The organism is Mesorhizobium sp. M7A.F.Ca.US.010.02.1.1, from assembly GCF_004023085.1.
Classification (GTDB): Bacteria; Pseudomonadota; Alphaproteobacteria; order Rhizobiales; family Rhizobiaceae; genus Mesorhizobium.
The window spans coordinates 40,801-60,452 of the sequence record NZ_RZRV01000013.1 but is presented as its reverse complement, the minus strand read 5'-3'; the positions used below and the strand labels follow the sequence as shown (position 1 = coordinate 60,452).

At 63.3% G+C, this 19,652-nt stretch carries 20 protein-coding genes; 12 read left to right on the top strand and 8 right to left on the bottom strand.

What is annotated here, in order from left to right:
- Positions 1-125 precede the first annotated feature (125 nt).
- Both EOA19_RS16195 and EOA19_RS16190 read left to right on the top strand, forming a co-directional pair.
- Complete coding sequence (locus EOA19_RS16195) at positions 126-302, top strand: hypothetical protein (protein WP_023810772.1); 177 nt, start codon at positions 126-128, stop codon at positions 300-302.
- Positions 299-1,738 (top strand): GMC family oxidoreductase, encoded by a 1,440-nt coding sequence (locus EOA19_RS16190; RefSeq protein ID WP_023810773.1) that lies wholly within the window; start codon positions 299-301, stop codon positions 1,736-1,738. The genes EOA19_RS16195 and EOA19_RS16190 overlap by 4 nt, the downstream gene beginning before the upstream one ends.
- 22 nt (positions 1,739-1,760) lie before the next feature.
- Here EOA19_RS16190 and phhA read toward each other — a convergent pair whose 3' ends face one another.
- Positions 1,761-2,597, bottom strand: coding sequence for a phenylalanine 4-monooxygenase (gene phhA / locus EOA19_RS16185; protein ID WP_128304180.1), 837 nt, complete (start codon positions 2,595-2,597; stop codon positions 1,761-1,763).
- 138 nt (positions 2,598-2,735) lie between these two features.
- Between phhA and EOA19_RS16180 the strand changes: the two genes are divergently transcribed.
- Together EOA19_RS16180 and bchE are read left to right on the top strand one after the other, a co-directional pair.
- Positions 2,736-3,212, top strand: coding sequence for an Lrp/AsnC family transcriptional regulator (locus tag EOA19_RS16180; RefSeq protein ID WP_128304179.1), 477 nt, complete (start codon positions 2,736-2,738; stop codon positions 3,210-3,212).
- Between the two features lie 117 nt (positions 3,213-3,329).
- On the top strand, positions 3,330-4,898 hold the full coding sequence (bchE, locus tag EOA19_RS16175; RefSeq protein WP_128304178.1) for a magnesium-protoporphyrin IX monomethyl ester anaerobic oxidative cyclase: 1,569 nt from the start codon (positions 3,330-3,332) through the stop codon (positions 4,896-4,898).
- 8 nt (positions 4,899-4,906) lie between these two features.
- On the opposite strand, the gene argB is transcribed toward bchE, so the two are convergent.
- Both argB and EOA19_RS16165 read right to left on the bottom strand, forming a co-directional pair.
- Complete coding sequence (gene argB, locus EOA19_RS16170; protein ID WP_128304177.1) at positions 4,907-5,800, bottom strand: acetylglutamate kinase; 894 nt, start codon at positions 5,798-5,800, stop codon at positions 4,907-4,909.
- Between the two features lie 158 nt (positions 5,801-5,958).
- A complete protein-coding gene (locus EOA19_RS16165) occupies positions 5,959-7,458 on the bottom strand; it encodes an amidase (RefSeq protein WP_128304176.1) in 1,500 nt (499 codons plus the stop codon).
- A gap of 152 nt (positions 7,459-7,610) precedes the next feature.
- Here EOA19_RS16165 and EOA19_RS16160 point away from each other — a divergent pair, with 152 nt between their 5' ends.
- The 4 genes from EOA19_RS16160 to msrB all read left to right on the top strand — a co-directional run bounded on the left by EOA19_RS16160 (position 7,611) and on the right by msrB (position 10,370).
- Positions 7,611-8,150, top strand: coding sequence for a sigma-70 family RNA polymerase sigma factor (locus EOA19_RS16160; protein WP_013528490.1), 540 nt, complete (start codon positions 7,611-7,613; stop codon positions 8,148-8,150).
- Positions 8,147-8,875, top strand: a complete 729-nt coding sequence (locus tag EOA19_RS16155; RefSeq protein WP_023810778.1) for an anti-sigma factor — start codon at positions 8,147-8,149, stop codon at positions 8,873-8,875. The genes EOA19_RS16160 and EOA19_RS16155 overlap by 4 nt, the downstream gene beginning before the upstream one ends.
- 223 nt (positions 8,876-9,098) lie before the next feature.
- Positions 9,099-9,656, top strand: coding sequence for a fasciclin domain-containing protein (locus EOA19_RS16150; RefSeq protein ID WP_023810779.1), 558 nt, complete (start codon positions 9,099-9,101; stop codon positions 9,654-9,656).
- Between the two features lie 210 nt (positions 9,657-9,866).
- Complete coding sequence (msrB, locus tag EOA19_RS16145; RefSeq protein WP_023810780.1) at positions 9,867-10,370, top strand: peptide-methionine (R)-S-oxide reductase MsrB; 504 nt, start codon at positions 9,867-9,869, stop codon at positions 10,368-10,370.
- Positions 10,371-10,482: 112 nt separating this feature from the next.
- Here msrB and EOA19_RS16140 read toward each other — a convergent pair whose 3' ends face one another.
- Both EOA19_RS16140 and EOA19_RS16135 read right to left on the bottom strand, forming a co-directional pair.
- Positions 10,483-12,078, bottom strand: coding sequence for a DHA2 family efflux MFS transporter permease subunit (locus tag EOA19_RS16140; protein ID WP_023810781.1), 1,596 nt, complete (start codon positions 12,076-12,078; stop codon positions 10,483-10,485).
- Positions 12,079-12,100: 22 nt separating this feature from the next.
- Positions 12,101-13,300: an HlyD family secretion protein gene (locus EOA19_RS16135; protein ID WP_023810782.1), complete on the bottom strand. Its 1,200-nt coding sequence runs from the start codon at positions 13,298-13,300 to the stop codon at positions 12,101-12,103.
- 132 nt (positions 13,301-13,432) lie between these two features.
- On the opposite strand from EOA19_RS16135, the gene EOA19_RS16130 reads away from it, so the two are divergent.
- Positions 13,433-14,167 carry a TetR/AcrR family transcriptional regulator gene (locus tag EOA19_RS16130; protein WP_023810783.1) on the top strand — a complete coding sequence of 245 codons (735 nt, stop codon included), beginning with the start codon at positions 13,433-13,435 and terminating at the stop codon, positions 14,165-14,167.
- A gap of 152 nt (positions 14,168-14,319) precedes the next feature.
- Here the strand turns inward: EOA19_RS16130 and yihA are convergent, their stop codons facing one another.
- From yihA to EOA19_RS16115, 3 genes are all read right to left on the bottom strand, one after another.
- A complete protein-coding gene (gene yihA / locus EOA19_RS16125; RefSeq protein ID WP_128304175.1) occupies positions 14,320-14,979 on the bottom strand; it encodes a ribosome biogenesis GTP-binding protein YihA/YsxC in 660 nt (219 codons plus the stop codon).
- The gene (locus EOA19_RS16120; RefSeq protein ID WP_128304174.1) at positions 14,976-15,614 is read right to left on the bottom strand and encodes a CatB-related O-acetyltransferase; all 639 of its coding nucleotides are present in this window, start codon (positions 15,612-15,614) and stop codon (positions 14,976-14,978) included. The genes yihA and EOA19_RS16120 overlap by 4 nt, the downstream gene beginning before the upstream one ends.
- 123 nt (positions 15,615-15,737) lie before the next feature.
- Positions 15,738-16,052, bottom strand: coding sequence for a hypothetical protein (locus tag EOA19_RS16115; RefSeq protein WP_128304173.1), 315 nt, complete (start codon positions 16,050-16,052; stop codon positions 15,738-15,740).
- 177 nt (positions 16,053-16,229) lie between these two features.
- Between EOA19_RS16115 and EOA19_RS16110 the strand changes: the two genes are divergently transcribed.
- Genes EOA19_RS16110 through EOA19_RS16100 form a run of 3 tightly spaced genes read left to right on the top strand, consistent with a single transcriptional unit; the run spans position 16,230 to position 19,517 of the window.
- Positions 16,230-16,694 (top strand): MarR family winged helix-turn-helix transcriptional regulator, encoded by a 465-nt coding sequence (locus tag EOA19_RS16110; protein ID WP_128304172.1) that lies wholly within the window; start codon positions 16,230-16,232, stop codon positions 16,692-16,694.
- Positions 16,687-17,979: an HlyD family secretion protein gene (locus EOA19_RS16105; protein WP_128304171.1), complete on the top strand. Its 1,293-nt coding sequence runs from the start codon at positions 16,687-16,689 to the stop codon at positions 17,977-17,979. Before EOA19_RS16110 ends, EOA19_RS16105 begins: the two co-directional genes overlap by 8 nt.
- Positions 17,976-19,517, top strand: coding sequence for a DHA2 family efflux MFS transporter permease subunit (locus tag EOA19_RS16100; RefSeq protein ID WP_128304170.1), 1,542 nt, complete (start codon positions 17,976-17,978; stop codon positions 19,515-19,517). Before EOA19_RS16105 ends, EOA19_RS16100 begins: the two co-directional genes overlap by 4 nt.
- The last annotated feature ends 135 nt before the right edge of the window (positions 19,518-19,652 follow it).

Below are 19,652 nucleotides of genomic sequence, written 5' to 3'. Positions count from 1 at the left end.
GGTTTTCACTGCTTCACGGCCAGACTTGGCACGATACTGGCTTCCACGGTGATGCATGTGTCGTTCCGGGAATTGCCGTTCTGGGAACGCCCATGCAGTGCCGAAGCCCAGACGAGAAACCAGCCATGAGTTTCATCATCAAAAGAATGTCACGCCGCGCGCTCGTGCAGGCGTTGATCGCATTGCCTGCCCTGTCTTTGTTCCGCAAGCTGCCTGATGCCGATGCCGCCGATCCAGAGCCCGACCCGAACGAGATCGTCGAGGTCAATGGCTGGATCCTGAAGCGGAGCGACTTGGCATGATCTTTGACAGCTACGAGGCGTATCGCGCCGCGAACTTCACTCCAAAAGTCTGCATCCTCGGCTCCGGCCCGGCCGGTACCACCATTGCCCGCAAGCTGGGCGCCGCCGGCATTCCGGTGGTGGTGATGGAAGCCGGTCCGCGCGAATTCAGCGACGACTCGCAGGATTTCTACCGGGGCAGCACGGTCGGGGATTTCTATTTCGATCTCGACATAACCCGGCTGCGGTTCATGGGGGGCAGTTCCAACCACTGGGCAGGCTGGTGCCGCGTCCTCGACAAGCAGGATTTCGAGCCGAAGGCCTGGGTACCCGACACGGGCTGGCCGATCCGCCGCACCGACATCGAACCCTATCTGCCGGAAGTGCGCGACATTCTCGACCTTCCGGCCCTCCGGCCCGATATGCCGATCTCGGACGACATTCGCTGGGTGCAGCTGATCAAGAGCCCGGCCGTGCGCTTCGCCGAGAAATTCGGCGATGAACTCGACAAGGCCACGAACATCGCGGTGGTGCTCAACACTTGTGCCACCGAACTTGCCGGCGACGGCAGACGCGTGACTGGCGCCAGACTGTGGTCGAACGGGCAGGATGCCGGCTCCTTCAGCGCCGACTATTTCATCGTCTGCACCGGTGGGCTGGAGAATTCGCGGCTGCTTCTGTGGTCCAACCAGCGCTCGAACGGCGGCGTCGTGCCGAATGCGACGGCGCTTGGCCGCTACTGGATGGAGCATCCGACCTTCGAGGGCGGCAATGCCATCCTGACCGACTACAACGCGTTCGAGGTCGATGCCGTCAACGAGGCCTTCTTCTCGCCGACACTTGCCGCCATGGAGCGGCTGCAGATCATGAATTTTGGCATCCGGCTGATCGAGACGCCGTATCCCGGCGTCAAGAGCCTTATCGCCGACCTCGCCTGCACGGCGCCCGACATGGCCGAGTGGATGTCCTCCAAGCTCAGCCAGAGGCTGCGTTGCGCCGCCCAGCTCTACGTCGCCTGGGAACAGGCGCCGCTGGCATCCAACCAGATCGAGTTGTCGAAGACCGATGTCGACCACGCCGGCGTGCCGCGCATCGAGCTACACTGGAAGAAATCGGAAATGGAGCGCCGCACACTGCTCGAAGGGCTCAGATTGTTCGGCAAGACACTGATCGAGAAGAATCTCGGCCGCGTGCGCATTGCCGATTGGATCAGCAACGGCCAGGACTATCCCACCAACGACGAGACGGCGGGCCATCATCACATGGGCGGCACGCGCATGGGCACCGACGTCACCAAAAGTGTTGTCGACGCCAACTGCAAGATGCACGGCATGGACAATCTCTATGTCGGCGGCTCCTCGGTGTTCTGCACGTCAGGTCAATGCAACCCGACGACGACAATCACCGCGCTGGCCTGCCGGCTCGGCGACCATCTGAGCAAGGTGGTCACCGCCTGACGGCTGCAGGGCAACGTGCTGCCTAGAGCATCGCCGGGTCAAGCGCCGGCTGGTCCTTGCGCCGGGCGACGATCGCCTCGAAATCGGCGGTCTGGAAGGCATCGCGCAAGGCGTCGAAGGACGGCAGCACGAAATAGGCGCGCTGGAACTTGTCGATCTCGTAGCCGGTGCGCATCACCGTTTCCAGGTCGAAGGGCACGTGGTGGGCGTCCTTGCCTTCGACCGCGAACTGCAGCTCGGTAAACGACGACATCAGGCCGGCGCCAAAGGCCTTTAGCGGCTGGCCGGCCTCCTGCATCAGGCCATATTCGGCCGTGTACCAGTAGAGCCGGGAAATCATCTCGTCGCCACCCAGCGCGATGATGTCGCCGGCCTTCTCGCCATACATCTGCATGAAATCGGCGAACACCGGTTGCGACAGCGCCGGCACGTGGCCGAAGAAATCATGGAACATGTCGGGCTCGACAATGTAGTCGAGCTCCTGCCTGGTCCGCAGCCAGTTGGTGACCGGGAAGCGGCGATCGGCGAGATGATCGAAAAACGGGGCCGCGGGAATGAGCCCCGGCACCGCGACGATCTGCCAACCGGTCAGTTTGCGCAGCTTGGCGCTGACCTCGTCGAAATCGGGAATACGGTCGAGCAGGCCGAGTTTTTCGACGCCGTCGAGATAGGAATGGTGGGCGAGCTTGCGCGTCAACTTGGTCTGGCGGTCGCACAGCGTGCGCCACACCGCCTGCTCTTCTTCGCTGTAATCGTAACCCTGCGACACGGTGAAATCGGCACGGCAGACCGAATAGTCACCGCGCAATCCTTGCGCCGCGCAGTCGCGGGCGTATTCGGCAACGCTCATCGTCGTCATGGTTTTCTCCTCGCAAATCATGAATGGCAGACGTGCCGAAAGGCTACCCGGATTTGCCGAGGGAAATCGGTTTTGATGATGGCTCGAACGGAATATTCGAGATAATATCCACTCACAAAACCCTCTCTCGGAGTGAAAATGCCTCAGTTCGACGATTTCGAGATCAAGATGCTCGATGTCCTGCAGCGCGACGGGCGCAAGCCGGTTTCCGAACTGGCGCAAGAGATCGGCCTGTCGACGACGCCGTGCGCGCGGCGTTTCGAGGCGCTGCAGGATGCCGGCATCATCAAGGGTTTTGCCGCGGTGATCAGCCGCCGCGCGGTCGGGCTGATGGTCGAGGTGTTCATCCAGGTGCGCCTGGTGAGCCACAGCGACGGCTCGCCCGAAAGCTTCATCGCCGCCGTGCAGCGCATGGACGAGGTGTCGTCGTGCTGGACGATGACCGGCGACCATGACTTTCTGCTGCATGTCATGGTGCCGTCGGTCGACGAGCTCAACGCTTTCGTCATGCACCGGCTGATGCGGCTCGACGGCGTGCGCGACGTCCACACGCAGTTGGTGCTGCAGAACATCAAGGGGCCGGGCCATGTGCCGCTCGGGCATCTCCGGAAGTGAGAATGCCTCCTTTCCTCACCCCTTAAGCAAAAGCTGCACGCAAACTGCTGAAACGGGCCAAGCGCGTGTCCACATCGCCGGCCAGCTTGCGCGGACCAAATGCCCAAGAGGTCCGCCATGAAAATCGTCCTGATCAATCCGCCGCACACCGCCATCGGCAGCCGCGTGCCCGACGATCATTTGCCGCCGCTCGGCCTGCTGGCGATCGGCGGGTCGCTGATCGATGCCGGGCACGAAGTACGGCTCGTCGACGCCGAGTTCGGGCCGATGCCGCTCGATGACGTCGTGCGCAACGCACTGGAGGACCACCCCGACTTCGTCCTGATCGGCCATTCCGGCTCGACCTCGGCGCATCCGACCGCCTTGCTGATCGCTGAGCAGATCAAGCAGCGGGAGCCGGCGACCATCATCATCTATGGCGGCGTTTTCCCCACCTATCATTGGCGCGACATCCTGTCCGCAACGGATACATTCGACTTCATCGTGCGCGGCGAGGGCGAAGCGACCGTCGTGGCGCTGGTCGAGGCGCTGGAAATGCGCCAGCCACCGGCGAGCGTGGCCGGCATCGCCTATCGCGACGATCTGCGCCGTCCCTTTGCCACGCAGCCGGCCATGACCATCGCAGAACTCGATGCCTACCGCGTCGGCTGGGAACTGATCGATCACGGGCGCTACAGTTATTGGGGCGGCAAGCGTGCCGTGGTCATGCAGTTTTCGCGCGGCTGTCCGCATCTGTGCAACTATTGCGGCCAGCGCGGCTTCTGGACCCGCTGGCGGCATCGCGATCCCGTAAAGTTCGCCAAGGAGATCGCCTGGCTGCACCGCGAGCACGGCGTCGAACTGATCAATCTCGCCGACGAGAATCCGACGGTCTCGAAGAAGGCCTGGCGCGTCTTCCTCGACGCCCTTATCGCCGAGAACGTGCCGGTGCTGATCGTCGGTTCGACCCGTGCCGACGACATCGTGCGCGATGCCGACATCCTGCATCTCTACCGCAAGGCCGGTGTCATCCGCTGGCTGCTCGGCATGGAAAACACCGACGAGCAGACGCTTCAATTGATCCGCAAGGGCGGCAGCACCTCATCCGATCGCGAGGCGATAAGGCTGCTGCGCCTCAACGGCATCCTGTCGATGGCGACCTGGGTGGCCGGCTTCGAGGATGAGGGGTTTCGCGACCTATGGCGCGGCTTTCGTCAGCTTATCGCCTATGACCCGGACCAGATCCAGGCGCTTTATGTGACGCCGCATCGCTGGACGCCGTTCTTCCGCATCGCGCGGGACCGCAAGGTGATTCAGCAGGACGCGCGCCTGTGGGACTACAAGCACCAGGTGCTGCAGATGACGCGGCTGAAACCTTGGATGCTGTTCTTCAGCGTCAAGCTGATCGAGCTGGCGGTGCAGTCGCGGCCGAAGGCGCTGGCGCGCATCCTGTTCCATAGGGATCCCGAGCAGCGCCATTCGATGCGCTGGTATACGCAGATGGGCCGCCGCGTCTGGTTCCGCGAGGTGTGGGGCTTTCTAGTCCACGACATCAGAGTGAAAGACGGCCCCACACTTGCCGAGTTCTGGGGCGCGCCGCAGGACGCTGAGGAGGAATCGATGTCCGTTCGACGCCCGGCCAGAAAGCCTGCCATTCCCATCATCGGCAATATTGAAGATTCCGAGGCGAAAAAGTTAGCCGGCTGACGAGCCCCTCAGGGCACGATCAGCGTGCCGGCACCATGCTCGGTGAACAGTTCCAGCAGCACCGCATGCGGCGTCTTGCCGTTGAGGATGACGACGCCTTCGACGCCGCGTTCGATCGCTTCGATGCAGGTCTCGACCTTGGGGATCATGCCGCCCGAGACCGTGCCGTCCTTGATCAGCGCCTTGGCCTCGGCCACGGTCAGTTCGTCGATCAGCTTCTTGTTCTTGTCGAGCACACCCGGCACGTCGGTGAGGAACAGCAGGCGCGTCGCCTGGCAGGCGCCGGCAATGGCGCCGGCAAAGGTGTCGGCATTGATGTTGTAGGTGTGGCCGTCGCGGCCTGGCGCCACCGGCGCCAGCACCGGGATCATCTCGGAGCGTGCCAGAAGATCGAGCAAGGTGCGGTCGACCTCGACCGGCTCGCCGACGAAGCCGAGATCGAGCACGCGCTCGATGTTGGAGTCCGGGTCGATCATGGTCTTGCGGGCCTTTTCGGCGAACACCATGTTGCCGTCCTTGCCGCACAGGCCGATCGCCCATTCGCCCTCGGCGTTGATCAGCGCGACGATCTCCTTGTTGATCGAACCGGCCAGCACCATTTCGACGATCTCGACCGTCTTCTGGTCGGTGACGCGCAGGCCGCCCTCGAACTTCGATTCGATGCCCATCTTGGCCAGCATGGCGCCGATCTGCGGGCCGCCGCCGTGGACGACGATCGGGTTGACGCCGGACTGCTTGAGCAGCGCGATGTCGCGCGCGAAGGCCTTGCCGAGCTCGATGTCGCCCATGGCATGGCCGCCATATTTCACCACGACCGTCTTGTGCTCGTAGCGCTGCATGTAGGGCAGCGCCCGCGACAACAGGGCTGCCTGCATTTCGGCGGTGGCGGTTACTTCCGTCATCGGCTTGGCTCCCGGCTTTTTATTTTAAGCATGTCGCTGTCCCAAACCGCTGGACACTTCTGGGCGACATGCATCAGGTAAGGACGGCGGCGTCTTAGCGGGAATTGGCGTCGCCCGCAAATGGCTTTGCTGTCATATTCGAGCGCTTCACGACCTCGTCATTGTGTCGGCACCATCAGCGGCGCCCTGCGGTCCAGCCAACCCGAGATCTTCTCCATCTGCGCGGCGAGCGACAAAAGCGTCTCCTCGTCGCCCGGACGGCCGGCCGCCTGGACGCCGAGCGGCAGGCCGGCGTCAGTGACATGGACCGGCAGCGCGATCGACGGCTGGCCGCTGACATTCTGGATCGCCGGCCAATGGGTGAACCAGAGGCTCTTGTCCATCAGCTGGCCGAAGAACGGCTTCAGCTTCAGCAAGGGCGTCAGATGAAGCTTGTCGAGCAGGTTCTCGATGAGTTCGTCGGCGCCTTTCGGATCCATGGCGCCGCAGGCGAGCGGCGGGTGGGCAATGACCGGCATCAGCACGGCGTCATACCGCGCAGTCTCCGAAATCAGCCGTCGCGAGGCGGCATGCAGCCGCTGCAGGTCGGCATAGGTCTCGCCCGCCGACACCAGTTCGCCGAAGCGGGCGAGCACGCGCGTCGCCCGCTCGATGTCACCGGTAACGGAGCGCCCGACACGCAGCGCTTCGGCGCGCATCGTGCCGGCAACGGCGGAGGCAACCGTCCTGCAGAAATCGGCGAAGAAATCGCGGCCGATAAAGGGCAGGTCGATCTCTTCGACCGTGTGGCCGCCCTCGCGGGCAAGCGCCACCGCCGTGTCGAGCGCCTTGAGCGTCTCGTCCGAGATCGGCAGGCCAAGCGGCGATTTGCGGTACACGGCCAGGCTGAGCTTGCCGGGATCGCGCGCGGCGGCAGCCGCGAACGTGCCTTTCGGCGGCGGCGCGGCATAGGGCGACAGAGGATCGGGGCCGTGGATGAGGTCGAGCAGCAGCGCGCAATCGCGCACCGAACGGGTGAGCGTATGGTCGACGACCATGCCGTACCAGCTTTCGCTCACCAGCGGCGTCAGCGGTGTGCGGCCGCGCGACGTTTTCAGGCCGACAAGCCCGGTGCAGGCGGCAGGCACGCGGATCGAGCCGCCGCCATCGGAGGCATGCGCCACCGGCACGACGCCGGCTGCGACCAAGGCTGCCGAACCGCCCGAAGAGCCGCCGCTGGTATGGCCGGTGTTCCACGGATTGCGGGTGATGCCAAAGGCCCTGGATTCGGTCATCAATCGAAGCCCGTGCTCCGGCGATGTCGAGGTGACGATCGGGATAAGCCCGGCAGCGAGATAGCGGTCGGTCAGCACCGAATTGACATCGGCCAGCCATGCCGGAATGCGGCTGCCGCCATGCGTCGGCACGCCCTTGATGGCGATGCCGAGATCCTTGATGGCGAAGGGAACACCGGCCAGCGGCAGCGAGCGGTCGATGGTCTTGGCGCGGGCCCGGGCGGCATCGTAGAGCGGTTCGGCCGTGGCATTGATGTCGGGACGGGTGGCCTCGGCGCGGGCAATCGCGGTGTCCGTCAGCTCGACGGCCGAAACGTCGCCCTTGCGGACCAGATTGGCGAGGCCCGTGGCATCTTCTTCCCAAAGGATCCGTTCGACCGACATGCGCGCTCCCCCATCACTGAGGGCAAGCTAGCCAGTGGCGATTCCATTGGCAATCGGTGGACGGATCCGGGCCGGCGACACACAAAAGCTTAGGCGTGCACAAGATTATTTCCGCCGTTGCAAATACATCGCAATCGCCTAACTTGCCTGCAATGACGCCGCAGGACATCACCAAGCTGATCGTTCGGACTTCGATGAAGGATCGGGCCGCGTTCGATCTGCTTTACCGGCAGACCAGCGCGAAACTTTTTGGCGTCTGCCTTCGTGTCTTGAACGACCGGGGAGACGCGGAAGAAGCGCTGCAGGAAGTCTTCGTCAAGATATGGACGAAGGCGGATCGTTTTGCGGTCTCCGATCTAAGCCCGATCTCCTGGCTGGTGGCAATCGCGCGCAACCATGCGATCGATCGCATACGAGCGCGACGCAAGCCCGCCGCCGACATCGATGCCGCGCTCGACGTGGCCGATCCGGCGCCGGGGCCTGAAGCGATGGCGGTGGCGGGCGACGAATCCGAACGTATCCACCATTGTCTCGATGAGTTGGAGAAGGACCGGGCAGCCGCCGTCCGGGGCGCCTATCTCAAGGGCGAGAGCTATGCCGAACTGGCGGAGCGCCATGGCGTGCCGCTGAACACGATGCGGACATGGCTGCGCCGCAGCCTGTTGAAACTCAGAGAATGTCTGGAAAGATGACGCTGGCAGAAGACACAGGACCGGAACGTGGAGGCGACGACCTGCTCGCCGCCGAATACGTTCTCGGCGTGCTCGATGCCGACGAACGCCAGATCGTCTCCCGCCGCATCGATGCGGATACGGTTTTCGCTCGTCTTGTCGAGAGTTGGGAGGTCAGTCTCTCACCGCTTGCCGCCGCCTATCGGGAAGTCGAGCCGTCGGTTTCGGTGAAGACCGCTGTCGACCGCCGCCTGTTCGCCAACGCTGCCGCCGTGACCACGCCCGCCGAATCGCGCGGCGGCCTGTGGTCCAGCCTGGCCTTCTGGCGCGGCCTTGCCGCGGCCGCGGCTGCGGCACTGGCGATTTACATCGCCGTGCCAGTCCTCAACCCCCCGGTCGAGCAGCCGCAGGCGCGCCTCGTCGCTTCGCTGGCCGCCGAAGGCAGCGACGTCAGATATCTCGCCGTCTATGATGCCGCGCATCACGAAATCGGCCTGTCGCATGTCTCCGGTGAGCGTGCTTCCGGCAAGGACTTCGAGCTGTGGATGATCGAGGGCAAGAACCCGCCGGTGTCGATGGGCGTCATTCCGGCCGGCGCTACGGCGCACATTGTCGTCTCGCCGGCGGCCCAGCAGAAGCTTGCCCAGGGCGCGGTGCTTGCCGTCAGCCTCGAGCCGTCAGGCGGTTCGCCGACCGGACAGCCGACCGGACCGGTAGTCGCCGCCGGCGACCTGAAGAGCATCTGACCGGCTCCGCGCGCTTGAAAAATCACAAAAGACTATCATAAGTCTATCCCTCACTGAACATGCCCATAGACAGCATGTGGGCCGCGACCGATTGCTTGGGAAATCCGCCGGGCGCGTTAGATAAAATAAAAAATCACGATATTTCTGAAACTCGGGCGATTTTGTCCCGTATCTCCTCGCGTCCCCAAAAATGGGAAGAGAAAAACCCGAGGAGTTCGACATCATGCGTAGATACGCCACCCTTTTGCTCGCCGGTACGATCGCCGTTTCGGCCCTTGCCACCGCCGCCTATGCCGAAAACCCCATGGTTGGCGGCGCCGCGATGTTTGCCGACAAGAACATCGTCGAGAACGCCGTGAACTCGAAGGACCACACCACGCTGGTCGCCGCCGTGAAGGCCGCCGGCCTTGTCGAGACGCTACAGGGCGCCGGTCCGTTCACTGTGTTCGCTCCGACCAACGAGGCCTTCGCAGCCCTTCCGGCCGGGACGGTCGAGACGCTGCTCAAGCCTGAAAACAAGGACAAGCTCACCAAGATCCTCACCTGCCATGTCATCGGTGCCAAGGCGATGGGGGCGGACGTGGCCTCGATGGCCAAGGCTGACGGCGGCACCCACAAGGTCAAGACGGCCGGCGGCTGCGAGCTGTCGCTCAAGGCTGACGGCGGCAAGGTCACGGTCACAGACGAGAACGGCAATGTCGCCAATGTGACGATCGCCGATGTCGAACAGTCCAATGGCGTCATCCACGTCATCGACAAGGTTCTTTTGCCGAAGATGTAACAAGGGGCTTGCTGCCGGCGAACTGGCAGCAAGGGCCCTCCGTCGATTGCACGATCCCGCTCTGTGATCCGCAATTGACCCGCGCACTCCGCGCCTCCCACATTCGGATGTGGGCGGGCGCGGAGTGTTCGTTCGAGGGGCTTCCGTCACCGGCTTTTGATTTCCGCGCGACGGTATAGTTTGGCAAAAGGACATCAGGAGGAACTGGTCATGAACCGTCGCGACTTTCTTTTGAGCGGTGCCGCCGCCATCGGCGTCGTCGGGATCGCGGCAACGATGCTGCGCATGGGCGATCCGCAGGCAGCACAGGCCGCCGAAAATTTCGAAGTCACCAAGACCGACGCCGAGTGGAAAGCCATCCTGTCGCCTGCCGCCTTCAACGTGCTGCGCAAGGAAGGCACGGAGTATCCCGGCACCAGCCCGCTGCTCAACGAACACCGCAAGGGCATCTTCGCCTGTGCCGGCTGCGACCTGCCGCTCTATTCGTCGGAGACGAAATTCGATTCCGGTACCGGCTGGCCGAGCTTCTGGCAAGAGATCCCCAAGGCTATCGGCACGACCGTGGACCGCTCGCTCGGCATGACGCGCACCGAGGCGCATTGCCGCCGCTGCGGCGGCCATCTCGGCCACGTCTTCGACGACGGTCCGGCGCCGACCGGCCTGCGCCACTGCATCAACGGCGTCGCGCTGACCTTCAAGCCCGCCACAGCCTGACAAATTCCAACTGGATATGAAAACTCCGGGCTTGCGGGCCCGGAGTTTTTTGCGCGGTCAGAGCTTTTTCAGGCGTGGACTGGAGGAGCTTCCCGAAACAGCTGCCCACGTATCAGTGGCCGCCGCCGCCACCTCCGCCCGCCGCGGCCGGCTTGCGGATCAGCATGGTGAACATGCCAAGCGTCGCAAACAGCACCGTCAGCATGAAGAACACATCCATGAAGGACAGCAGCGCCGCCTGCTGCTGGACCATGCCAGACAGCTTGGAGATCGCGGCACTTGTCGCGTCGAGGCCGGGGGTTTGCTCGAAATTGAGCGTCATGTTCTGCAGCTTGGTCTGCGCGGCTTCACTGCCCCATTGCACATGTTCGGAGAGCCTTGCGTAGTGGAAGGCATTGCGGTCGATCAGCACGGTATTGATCAGGGCGAGGCCAACCGCACCGCCAAGGTTGCGGGTGAGGTTGAACAGGCCTGAAGCGTTCTTCAGCCGCTCGGGCGGCAAGGTGCCGAGCGCGATGTTGTTGATCGGCACCATGCACAGCATCATCGAACAGCCGCGCAGGATTTGCGGGATGAGCAGCTCATAGAAATCCCAGTCGGCGGTCAGATGCGTCATCCACCAGGTGCCGGTGGCGAAGCCGAAGAAGCCGATCATCATCATCAGCCGCGGGTCCATCTTATTCGACAGGATGCCCGAGATCGGCGCGGTGAAGAACATGGCCAGGCCGCTGACGAACAGCGCCTCGCCGATCATCATCGAATCGTAGCCACGGATGCGCCCGAGATACACCGGGTAGAGATAGGTCAGGCCGTAAAGGCCGATGCCTATGACGAAGGAGAACAGCGAGCCGAAGGCGAAGTTGATGTTGGTGAAGGCCTTCAGGTCGACGATCGGCTCCTCGGCGGTGAACGCCCGCCAGAAGAACAGCACCGCGCCGATGGTCATGACAATGGCGCAGATGAAGACGCCCTGATCCTGCATCCAGTCATTGTTGGGACCCTCCTCGAGCACATATTCCATGCAGCCCAGGAGAGCCGCCATGCCGGCGAGGCCCCACCAGTCGAACTTGCTGAACAGCTTGAGGTTGGGTTTGTCGAAGTCGATCAGCGTCCAGGCCGCCGCTGTGACCAGGATGCCGGGCACGACATTGACCAGGAACAGCCAGTGCCAGGACATGGCATGGCTGATGTAGCCGCCGACAGTCGGGCCGATGGTCGGCGCCAACGTCGCCACCAGGCCGATCATCGGCGAGACGAAGGCGCGGCGCGAGGGCGGGAAGATGGTGAAGGCAGCGGCGAAGACGCTCGGGATCATGCCGCCGCCGATGAAGCCCTGGACGGCGCGGTAGACAATCATCTGGTCGATGTTGGTGGCGGTCGCCGCCAGCGCACTGGCCGCGGTGAAGCCCGCCGCCGAGATCGTGAACAGCACGCGCGTCGACAGCATCCGGCTGAGGAAGCCCGACAGCGGGATCATCACCACTTCGGCGATCAGATAGGCGGTCTGCACCCACGGGATTTCGTCGGAGCTGGCGCTCAGGCCGGCCTGGATTTCCGACAGAGAGGCGGAGACAATCTGGATGTCGAGGATGGCCATGAACATGCCGAACACCATCGCCAGGAAGGCGATGACGCGCCGCGTCGAAATGGTGTCAGGCACAGCCGGCCTCGCCGGCGGCGCTCCTGCTGTCAGGGTTGCGGTTGCCATGGCATTGCTCCCCGGCGGCCGCTCAGTTCGACGCTGCCGCTGATGCCGAACCAGATGGGGCGGTACGGCTGTCGACGGCGACGACGACGCTCAGGCCGGCGCGCAGCTTGCCGCTCTTCAGCGCATCGGCGGGCACATCGATGCGGACCGGAACGCGCTGCACGACCTTGGTGAAGTTGCCGGTGGCGTTTTCGGGCGGCAGCAGCGAGAACACGGCACCCGAAGCCGGCGCCAGCGACGAGACGGTTCCCTCGAAGTCCTGGCCGTCGGTCGCATCGACCGAGATCTTGACCTTCTCGCCGGGCACCAGCCGGGCAAGCTGCGTCTCCTTGAAGTTGGCGACGATGTAGAGCTTGTCCATCGGCACGATGACGGCGAGCTTCTGGCCGGGGCTGACAAGGTCGCCCTGTTCGACAGAGCGGTTGCCGACGATGCCGTCATAAGGCGCCTTGAGCACGGTGAAGGAAAGATCGCGCAGCGCCTTGTCATGGCTGAGCTGCAGGGACGCCAGCGTGCTCGCCGATTCCGCGCGTTGCGCCTGCAGCACGCCGATATTGGCCTGCGCGGCGGCGATCTGTGCGTCGGCGCCGACAAGGGCGGCATCGGCCTGCTGGACCGCCGTCTGGGCGTCGTCCAGCTGCGCCTGCGTGCCGACATGCGTCTTGAGCAGCTGCGAGGCGCGCGCCGCGACCTTGGCTGCATTGTCGGCGGCGGCCTGATCGGCGACCTTCTGCGCCTGGGCCTGCTGCAGCGAGGCGCGGGCTGCGTCGGTCTGGGCGTCAATACGGTCGAGCGTCTTGCTCAAGGTGGCGATCTGCGCCTCGGCCTGGGCGACGGCAATCTTGTAATCGCCGTCATCGACGACGAGCAGCGGATCGCCGGCCTTGACCAGCTGGTTCTCGCTGACCTTGACCTGATCGACATAGCCGGAAATCTTGGGCGAGATGAACGCCATGTCCGCCTGGACATAGGCGTCATCCGTCGAGATCATGAAGCGGCCCGTTGTCCAGTAATCGTAACCGTACCAGGCGCCGGCGCTCAGCAAGGCGACGCCGATGATCGGCAGCAGAAAAGAACGCACCGAGCGCTTCTTCTTGACCGGAGCCTCTGCCGGCGGCGACGAGACGGGCTGGACAGGCATATCCGGCGCTTCCGTCGCCGGCGCAACCTTGGCGTTGGGGAAGGGACGGACTTCGGCTGTGGTCGGCGCGTTCGAGGACATGACATCTCTCTAAAGTTATAATATGATACTGAACCGTTCGGTTCGATCCGGCCGTTGACATAGCGCGTAAAGAGGACCATATCAAGGGCAATCGAACCGCTTGGTTCGAATTATTTTCGAGGTGTGACTTTCATGGCCGAGACCCCGCCCAATGTCGAAAACGAGTCGTGCGACGACCTGTTGGAAAGCTTGCGCCGTGGCCGCCCGGCCGCGGGGCAGGATCCGGTCAAGCGCAGCCAGATCATCGACGGCGCCCGTCGTGTCTTCATCGACAAGGGCTTCGAAGCCGCCTCGATGAACGACATCACCCGCGAGGCCGGTGTCTCCAAGGGTACGATCTACGTCTACTTCGCCAACAAGGAGGAGCTGTTCGAGGCGCTGATCGAGGAAGAGCGCGGCACCATCTTCAAGAACATGTATGACGTGCTGGACAACGCCGACAACCTGCGCGAGACGCTGGTGAAGTTCGGCAAGGTGCTGGCCCTCAAGATCACGTCGGCCAAGGTCATCCAGGCACAGCGCACGGTGATCGGGGCATCCGACCGGATACCCGACATGGGCGCGCGTTTTTACGAGCGCGGTCCCAAGCGTGGCCACGACAAGGTCGCGGCCTTTCTCAATGCCGCCATCGAGCGCGACCTGCTGCGCATCGACGATGTCGATCTTGCCGCCTATCAGTTCACCGAACTGTGCCTGGCCGGTCTGTTCCGCCAGTGCATCTTCGCCTACCGCACGAAAGCCCCGACCCAGGACGAGATCGATCACATCGTCAGGTCAGGCGTCAGCATGTTCCTCAGGGCATACGGCACCGAAAGGCTTGTGGCGGAAGAAGGCCATCAGACGATTGCTATCGAGGCCAAGCCTTAACCCAGTTCTAAGGTGTGTTGAGATTCAGGTCAGGCCGAGCCGAAAACGGTGGCTTTCGAGAACCGGAGCGGAGCGGACATTCGGGTCCGTGAGCACCGGAAGCGCAGAAAGCCGTCGTTTGCAGGCCGGCATCACCTGAATATCGACATAGCTTAGCCGCCATTGGCGGCAAGCACGATGGCCGCCTGCAATTCCTGAAGGCCCTCGCCTTTTTCCGAAGACGTCGCCAGCACGAACGGGAACGCCGCCGGCCGCTTCTTGATCTTTGCCAGCGTCTCCTCGATCAGCCTCGGCACGCCGGCAGTCTTGATCTTGTCGGTCTTGGTCAGGACGATCTGGTAGGACACCGCCGCCTTGTCGAGCAGCGACAGCACTTCATCGTCCTTGGCCTTGATGCCGTGGCGGGCGTCGATCAGCACATAGACACGCTTCAGCGTGACGCGGCCCTTGAGATAGTCGAAGACCAGCTTGGTCCACTCGTCGACCTTTTCCTTCGGCGCGGTGGCATAGCCATAGCCGGGCATGTCGACCAGCGCCAAGGGCGGCAGGTCGGCGCCCTCACCCGAAAATCCGTCCGGCACGAAATAGTTGAGTTCCTGCGTGCGCCCCGGCGTGTTGGAAGTGCGCGCCAGCCCCTTCTGGTTGACAAGTGCGTTGATCAGCGACGACTTGCCGACATTCGAGCGGCCGGCAAAGGCGATTTCCGGCGGCCCTTCCGGCGGCAGGAACTTCATGGCCGGAACGCCGCGAATGAAGATCCATCCTCGCGTAAACAGTTCGGTGCCGATTATGCTGCTGTTCAGAGCGTTCAAGCTGCTGCCTCCAGAAGAGAAATATTGGCACCCCGGATAGCATCGAGGTTGCGGCTGACCTTGTCCACCGGCCAGTCCCACCACGCCACCGCCAGCAGCCGCCTGATTGTCCGGTCGTCGAAACGCATCTTTACGATCTTGGCCGCGTTGCCGGCGACGATCGCATAGGGCGGCACGTCATGAGTCACCACCGATTTCGCGGCAACGATGGCGCCGTGGCCGATTTCCACCCCGGGCAAGATCACCGCCTCCATGCCGATCCAGACATCGCTGCCGACAATGGTGTCGCCGCGCACTTCCCTGGACCAGGTCGCCGGGTCAAAACCCTTTTCCCAGCCATGGCCGAAAATATTGAACGGATAGGTCGAAAACCCGGACATAGCGTGGTTGGCGCCGTTCATGATGAAGCGCGCGCCCTCGGCGATGGCGCAGAACCTGCCGATGACGAGCTTGTCGCCAATGAAGGGATAGTGGTGCAGCACGCATTTTTCGGCGAATTTGTCCGGCCCGTCCGGATCGTCGTAATAGGTAAAGTCGCCGATCTCGATGTTCGGTGCGCTCACCAGCCCCTTGAGGAATCCGACACGCGTGTGCATCGGGATCGGGTGCTTGATGTCTGGGTTGGGTCCATCCATGTCGAGGTCCGTAAAATATTGGCCGCCAGGCGCATCCGAAACTCGAATGCGCCCGTTCAAAATAGCGTGATCCGCCCTATAGCACCAATCGGGCGACGAGCGAGCTTTCCTTGACGGTCTTGCTCATTTGCTGCCGCGGCAGATCACGATCGGATCGGACAGCGCGCTGTCGAAACCGCTGCCCTGATAGACGGTGACGTTCGCCGCGCCGGGCGGCAGCATGAAGCTGCCTTCGACGATTTTCTGGTCTCCGGTCGGCATGTGGAGAGCCCAGCTATAGGTGCAAAACTGAGGCGGCGCCTGGGGTTCGACGTGGCTGCAGTTCAATTGCGCGCCACCCAGCATGGCGGCGCCACCGCAGCTGACGGCGTCCTTTGCGAACGCAATGCCCGGCCATCCCGCGATGGCCGATACGGTCAAGATCTTCAGCCAATTCATCGTCTCATCCCTGCGCGGCAACAGCCTGCTACCGGAGCCTTTTTGTGGCGTCGCAGCCCATGCGTCATTTTTTCCAGGCGGGCTTAGTCCGTCTTGCGCACCGCGTCCAGCGGGATTATGTGCATGATGATAATAAGCATGCTCACTAAAAGTTGCGCCGAAACTCCAGTACCTCCCATGCCATCGTCACCCAACATCAGCTTCGTGCTGCACGATGTCGCGCGCCTGCTTCGAAAGCGGTTCGAGCAGAGGTCGCGGGCATCGGGGCTGACCCGCGCCCAGTGGCAGGTGCTGGCCTATCTCAGCGTGCATGAAGGCATGCACCAGAACAAATTGGCGGACCTTATCGAGATCACGCCGATCACGCTCGCCCGGCTGCTCGACAAGATGGAAGCACGTGGCTTCATCGAGCGCCGGCCCAATCCCGCCGACCGCCTGGCATGGCTGCTTTACCTGAAGCCGCAAGCCCATCCGCTTATCGAAATCATGCGCAGCAATGGGCAGAAGACGCGTGACGAGGCCTTCGTCGGCCTTTCCGCGGATGCGCAACTGCATCTGCTGCAAACCCTATCCCTCATCAAATCCAATCTGCTCGCGGCTTGCGCCCAGCCTGCCGCCGACCGGGAGAAAACACATGGCTGAATCAACCTCACCAAAGAAGCCTGTCGAAGAAGACGGATCCGCCGCCGACCGGGCGCGCGACCAGGTCATCCGACTGGACAGCGAACGCGAGCAAAGGCGAGCCGGCACCGTCATCGACAATGACGAGCTCGAAGCACCGGTCGCCCTGGAGCCGGCGGCGCTCGAGGCTCCGTCCAAGGAGCCACGCCAGGCCGGGGTTGCGGTGGCGCCTCCGGCGCCGGTCAAGCCCAAGCGCGGCCGAGCACGGCCGATCCTGTTTGCCCTGCTTCCGGTCGCGCTGGTCGTCGGCGGCTATTACTACGTCATCGGCGGCCAGGTCATGACGACCGACAATGCCTACATCCAGGCGCAGTCGCTCGGCGTTTCCACCGATGTCTCCGGCACTGTGTCCGAGATCGATGTGCACGAGAACGAGGCGGTGAAGAAGGACCAGGTGCTTTTCCGGCTGCGGCCGGCCTCTTTCGAAACCGCTCTTGCCGCCGCCCAGGCGCAGCTCGGCACGGTGCGCAACCAGGTGCTGACCCTGCAGGCGAGTTACCTGCAGTCGCAGGCGCTGATCGAGCAGGCGCAGGCCGACATCCCCTACTACGAGGCCGCTTTCCAGCGCCAGCAGGATCTGCTCAAGACCTCCACCTCCTCCAAGGCGACCTTCGACAGCGCCCAACACGACCTCGTCGCCGCCCGCCAGAAAGTGTCCGTTGCCCAAGCGCAGGCACAGGCGACGCTTGCCCAGCTTGGCGGCGACGCCAGCCAGCCGGTGGAGAAGAATCCGTTCTACCTTCAGGCGCAATCGGCGGTCGACGACGCCCAGCGCAACCTTGCCGATTCCATCGTCAAGGCGCCGTTCGACGGCATCGTCACCAATGTCGACGCGCTTCAGGTCGGCAAGTACCTGCCGGCTTCGCAGCCGGCCTTCAGCCTGATTTCGGCGACCGATCTGTGGATCGCGGCGGAGCCGAAGGAAACCGAACTGACCTATGTGCGGCCGGGACAGACGGCGACGATCAGCGTCGACAGCTACCCGGGTGCCGTCTGGCACGGTACGGTCGCCTCGATCAGCCCGGCGTCGTCGTCGAGCTTCTCCTTGCTTCCGGCGCAGAACACCACCGGCAACTGGGTCAAGGTCGTACAACGCATTCCGATGCGCGTGACGTTGGACGATCTCCAGGGCAAGCCGCCGTTGCGTGGCGGGATGAGCGTCGTGGTCGGCATCGATACCGGCCATGCGCGCGGCCTGCCGGACTTCGTGACGGACCTCCTCGGCCGGTTCGGACAAAAGTCATGACCGGCGCGTCCGCGACAGGTGGCGTGGTCGCCAATCGCGGCGCCATCACCGCCTGCGTGATCCTGGCCGTGATCATGCAGGCGCTGGACACGACTATCGCCAATGTGGCGCTGCCCTATATCCAGGGCAGCGTTTCGGCGAGCGCCGACCAGATAAACTGGGTGCTGACGTCCTACATCGTGGCGGCCGCCGTCATGACTCCGCCTTCAGGCTACCTTGCCAATCGTTTCGGCCGCAAGCGCATCCTGCTGATATCCATCACCGGCTTCGTCGTCGCGTCGGTGCTGTGCGGCTTCGCGCAGTCGCTGCCGCAGATCGTCGGCTTCCGCCTGCTGCAAGGCCTGTTCGGTGCCGCCCTGGTGCCGCTGGCGCAGAGCATCCTGCTCGACATCTACAGCGTCGAGGAGCGCGGCTCGGCGATGGCGCTGTTCGGCGTTTCGGTGATGGTCGGGCCGGTGCTCGGGCCGGTCATCGGCGGCTGGCTGACCGAGAATGTCAGCTGGCGCTGGGTGTTCTACATCAACGTCCCGATCGGCGCCCTGGCCTTCGCCGGCGTGTCGATGTTCGTCCAGGAAACCAAGACGGACCTCAAGGCGAGGCTGGACTGGCTGGGCTTCGGCATGCTCAGCGTCACCATCGCATCGCTGCAGATGTTTCTCGATCGCGGCGAGCAGCTCAACTGGTTCTCGTCGTCCGAAATCATCGTCGAGGCACTGATCTGCGCGTCGGCCTTCTACATCTTCCTCGTCCACACCTTCACCGCGAAAAACACCTTCGTGAACCCCCGGCTGTTCCTCGACAGGAATTTCGCCGTCGGCATGGTCTTCATCTTCATCATCGGCATTACCTATCTGGCCTCGCTGGCCCTGATGACGCCCTATCTGCAGACGCTGATGGGCTATCCGGTGGTGACGGCCGGCATCGTCATGGGGCCGCGCGGGCTTGGGACCATGGCTTGCATGTTCCTGGTCGGCAGGCTGATCGGCAAGGTGGACACGCGCTGGCTGCTGCTGACCGGCCTGCTGGTCACCGCCTGGGCGATGTACGACATGACCGGCTGGACGCCTGATGTTTCGCAGTGGGCGATCATCAGCACCGGCTTCATCCAGGGAGCGGGGCTCGGCTTCCTGTTCGTGCCGCTGACCACCATCACCTTCGCCACGCTGGCGCCGGAGCGGCGCGCGGAAGGCACAGGTCTTTACAATCTGTCGCGCAACATCGGCTCCAGCGTCGGCATCTCGGTGGTCACCGCGCTTTTGACGCAGAACGTGCAGATCAACCACGCCAACATCGCCACCTATGTGACGCCCTACAACCAGGCGTTCGGCAATCCGGCGATCTTCCAGGCGATGAACCCTTACAGCGCCGCCGGCCGTGCCGCGCTCGACGGCGTGGTGACGCTGCAGGCGACCATCATCAGCTACATGAACGACTTCAAGCTGATGATGATCCTGTCGCTTGCCGCCATTCCGCTGGTTCTGTTGCTGCGCAAGCCGGCGACTCCGGCCAAGATTGACCACAGCGCCGTGATGGAGTGACGACGGTCGAGGCTCATCTGGCAGGACAAGCAACAGCCAAAAAGAAAACGGGGTCCTGTGAGGGACTACAGGACCCAGGCCGATGCCGATACGACTTCCCAAGAAACATGGCACCTCGTCATGAGGTGGGACGGC

Bases quoted from the DNA above. Each gene is read 5' to 3' on its own strand.
- EOA19_RS16195 (WP_023810772.1), top strand. From the start codon at position 126: ATGAGTTTCATCATCAAAAGAATGTCACGCCGCGCGCTCGTGCAGGCG.
- EOA19_RS16190 (WP_023810773.1), top strand. From the start codon at position 299: ATGATCTTTGACAGCTACGAGGCGTATCGCGCCGCGAACTTCACTCCA.
- phhA (WP_128304180.1), bottom strand. From the start codon at position 2,597: ATGACGACGATGAGCGTTGCCGAATACGCCCGCGACTGCGCGGCGCAA.
- EOA19_RS16180 (WP_128304179.1), top strand. From the start codon at position 2,736: ATGCCTCAGTTCGACGATTTCGAGATCAAGATGCTCGATGTCCTGCAG.
- bchE (WP_128304178.1), top strand. From the start codon at position 3,330: ATGAAAATCGTCCTGATCAATCCGCCGCACACCGCCATCGGCAGCCGC.
- argB (WP_128304177.1), bottom strand. From the start codon at position 5,800: ATGACGGAAGTAACCGCCACCGCCGAAATGCAGGCAGCCCTGTTGTCG.
- EOA19_RS16165 (WP_128304176.1), bottom strand. From the start codon at position 7,458: ATGTCGGTCGAACGGATCCTTTGGGAAGAAGATGCCACGGGCCTCGCC.
- EOA19_RS16160 (WP_013528490.1), top strand. From the start codon at position 7,611: ATGACGCCGCAGGACATCACCAAGCTGATCGTTCGGACTTCGATGAAG.
- EOA19_RS16155 (WP_023810778.1), top strand. From the start codon at position 8,147: ATGACGCTGGCAGAAGACACAGGACCGGAACGTGGAGGCGACGACCTG.
- EOA19_RS16150 (WP_023810779.1), top strand. From the start codon at position 9,099: ATGCGTAGATACGCCACCCTTTTGCTCGCCGGTACGATCGCCGTTTCG.
- msrB (WP_023810780.1), top strand. From the start codon at position 9,867: ATGAACCGTCGCGACTTTCTTTTGAGCGGTGCCGCCGCCATCGGCGTC.
- EOA19_RS16140 (WP_023810781.1), bottom strand. From the start codon at position 12,078: ATGGCAACCGCAACCCTGACAGCAGGAGCGCCGCCGGCGAGGCCGGCT.
- EOA19_RS16135 (WP_023810782.1), bottom strand. From the start codon at position 13,300: ATGTCCTCGAACGCGCCGACCACAGCCGAAGTCCGTCCCTTCCCCAAC.
- EOA19_RS16130 (WP_023810783.1), top strand. From the start codon at position 13,433: ATGGCCGAGACCCCGCCCAATGTCGAAAACGAGTCGTGCGACGACCTG.
- EOA19_RS16120 (WP_128304174.1), bottom strand. From the start codon at position 15,614: ATGGATGGACCCAACCCAGACATCAAGCACCCGATCCCGATGCACACG.
- EOA19_RS16115 (WP_128304173.1), bottom strand. From the start codon at position 16,052: ATGAATTGGCTGAAGATCTTGACCGTATCGGCCATCGCGGGATGGCCG.
- EOA19_RS16110 (WP_128304172.1), top strand. From the start codon at position 16,230: ATGCCATCGTCACCCAACATCAGCTTCGTGCTGCACGATGTCGCGCGC.
- EOA19_RS16105 (WP_128304171.1), top strand. From the start codon at position 16,687: ATGGCTGAATCAACCTCACCAAAGAAGCCTGTCGAAGAAGACGGATCC.
- EOA19_RS16100 (WP_128304170.1), top strand. From the start codon at position 17,976: ATGACCGGCGCGTCCGCGACAGGTGGCGTGGTCGCCAATCGCGGCGCC.